2 protein-coding genes are annotated in these 2,553 nt (G+C 62.9%); both read left to right on the top strand.

Annotated features, from left to right (window positions below):
* The first annotated feature begins 325 nt into the window (after positions 1–325).
* The gene (locus tag VGD20_RS21550) at positions 326–1,741 is read left to right on the top strand and encodes an amidohydrolase family protein (protein ID WP_331136416.1); all 1,416 of its coding nucleotides are present in this window, start codon (positions 326–328) and stop codon (positions 1,739–1,741) included.
* Between the two features lie 23 nt (positions 1,742–1,764).
* Positions 1,765–2,211: a YybH family protein gene (locus VGD20_RS21545; RefSeq protein WP_414714609.1), complete on the top strand. Its 447-nt coding sequence runs from the start codon at positions 1,765–1,767 to the stop codon at positions 2,209–2,211.
* Positions 2,212–2,553: the final 342 nt, after the last annotated feature.

Below are 2,553 nucleotides of genomic sequence, written 5' to 3'. Positions count from 1 at the left end.
AAGGGGAAATGCTTCCCTTCGCCGGGCGCGGGGCGGTGATAGGTGGTGCGGGCATTGCTGCGGAGCGGCAATGCGCGAATATCGGCTGGCGGTATCGGCGCGCGCGCGGCGGTCCGCGAAAAAACGGCGTCTTCACGCGTCGCGCAATCTTCGCGATACAGCACCGAGGACCCCTTTTTGCTATTACTGTATACGAAATACGATATACTCAAACTTCGAAGAGTCAATGCCACAAGTTTCGGGGGATGCACGGATGGCCGCAACAAACTGTCTTAGAACCGCTTTTGCGGGCATGTTTCTGATGATTTCCGCCGTTTTCGTTCCCGTGGCGACTCGCGCAGAGACGTCCGGCACGGACCGGATCGTGATCACCGGCGTCACACTGATCGACGGGACAGGCGCGGCACCGAAACGCGATATGACCATCCGGATCGAAAACGGCCGGATCGTCTCGATTGTCAAAAGCGGCGGCAATATAGCCGATGCGCACGTCATCGACGGACGCGGACGTTACCTGTTGCCCGGCTTCATCGACAGCAATGTCCATGTCTCGGTCTATGGCCAGCCGGCGCGGCGCGACACGTCGCTGAAGTACGCCGATCGCGGCGAGGAACTTGCGCTCGAATTCGCGCAGCGCGCGCTGACCTATGGTGTGACGACGATGCGCGACAGCTATGGCGTGCTGCCGCCGATCCTGAAGGTGCGCGACCGCATCGATCGCGGCGAGGTTGTCGGTTCGCGGCTGAAGGCGGCGGGCAATATCCTCGGCTGGGGCGGACCCTTTTCGCTGACCTTCTCGCTCACCAAGGATTCGGAGCTGTCGCTGTTCCAGGAGCAATGGAACGATCTGCTCGCGCAGGACATGGGCGAAGAAATCATGGACATGACGCCCGAGGAACTGCGCGTCGCGATGAACCGCTATCTCGACAAGGGAGTCGACTTCATCAAATATGGCGGCACCAGCCATTTCCTCCGCCCTGCGCTGATCGGCTTTTCGCCGCGCCAACAGGCGGTGATCGTCGAGGAAGCCCACAAGCGTGGCAAGCCCGTCGAGACGCACGCCACCAGTTCCGAGGGCCTGACGCTCGCGGTCGAGGCGGGGATCGACCTGATCCAGCATCCCGAACTGACGAGCCGCGACCTGCCCGACGAATTGATCGCGCTGATCGTGAAGAAGGATGTCCTGTGCGGAATCCGGTCGAATTATATCACCGGCGAGTATCGCAGGAAGCATCTCGCGAGGCGCGCCGAACTGGAAGCGAAGATCGCGACGATGCCGCCCGCGACGACGAGCGCCGAACGCTGGCGGCGGCTCGAGGCGATGGACGATAATCAGGACGTCCAGCGCCGCAATGCCGAACGGCTGATCAAAGCGGGGTGCCGCGTGACCCCCGCGACCGACAGCTTCTATGGCGACGCCCCCGAATTCCGCAGGGTGCCGAAGGGCGACGAGGCTGAGCCCGGAATCGGCACGATCCGCGCAGTCGAGGGTCTCGTCGAACTCGGGATGACGCCGATGGAGGCGATCGTCGCCGGGACGAAACACGGCGCCGCCGCGGCGCGGATGAGCGCCGACCTCGGCACGATCGAGGCGGGCAAGATCGCCGACCTCGTCCTGCTGTCGGCCGATCCGCTCGCCGATATCCGCAACATCGAAAAGGTCGAGGCAGTGATCGCGCAGGGCAAGCTTGTCGACCGGTCGCGCCTGCCGGAAAGCCCGCTGTTCCTGCGCAAACCCTGAAGGAAACCGTCATGACGAAATGGATGAAGATGCTGGCGGCGCTGCTGTTCGCGGTGGCAACACCCGTCCACGCCGATGAAGCAGCCGAGAAGGCCGCGATCCTGAAGATCGTTGCCGATATGGAGGCGGCGTGGAACCGCAGCGATTTTACCGGCTATATGGCGGGCTTCCAGAACCCCGGCGTGATCTTCGTGTCGGGCGGCAAGATCCAGGACGGCTGGCAGGGCACGCTCGACCATTATGTGCGCGATTATGGGGGTTCACCCGAACGGCGCGGCACGGTCCATTTCTATGACATCAGCATCGACATGCTCGCGCCCGATGCCGCACTGCTGATCAGCCACTACAATCTCTCGCGGCCCGAACGCGCGCAGGAGGGCATCAACACCCGCCTGTTCCGCAAGGTCGACGGCCGCTGGGTGATCGCGATGAACCATGTCTCGTCGTACGACCCGGCGGCGGCGAAGTAGGAGGCCGGAGGCTGCGCGTGCGGCGCGGCGGGAAGGCTGGCATTGGGGTGGGGGGCTGTCGCTGCCGCTGCAACATTGTCCAAAGTTCAGTAAAGTTCAGCCCTGTGCGTCGTTCAATTTGACCCTGCCGGGTGCTGGAAGCGCCCGGCCCTGACCGTTTGCCCACACCGGCCGGCAACCGCTTTTATCCACCCGATGAAAGAGCCGGGATGAAGGCTGGCATCGCCGGATAATGTAGGAAAGGCCTTTTTTCCAGGCGTCTGATTTGGAGCGGTGAGTTGACCCTTTGTGCACCCCGGCGAAAGCCGGGGCCCAGTGCGGAAAAGCGCAAGGTTAGTGTTA

It is taken from the genome of Sphingopyxis sp. (assembly GCF_036402335.1).
In the GTDB taxonomy this organism is placed as follows: Bacteria; Pseudomonadota; Alphaproteobacteria; order Sphingomonadales; family Sphingomonadaceae; genus Sphingopyxis.
This window is presented reverse-complemented; position numbering and strand designations above follow the sequence as displayed.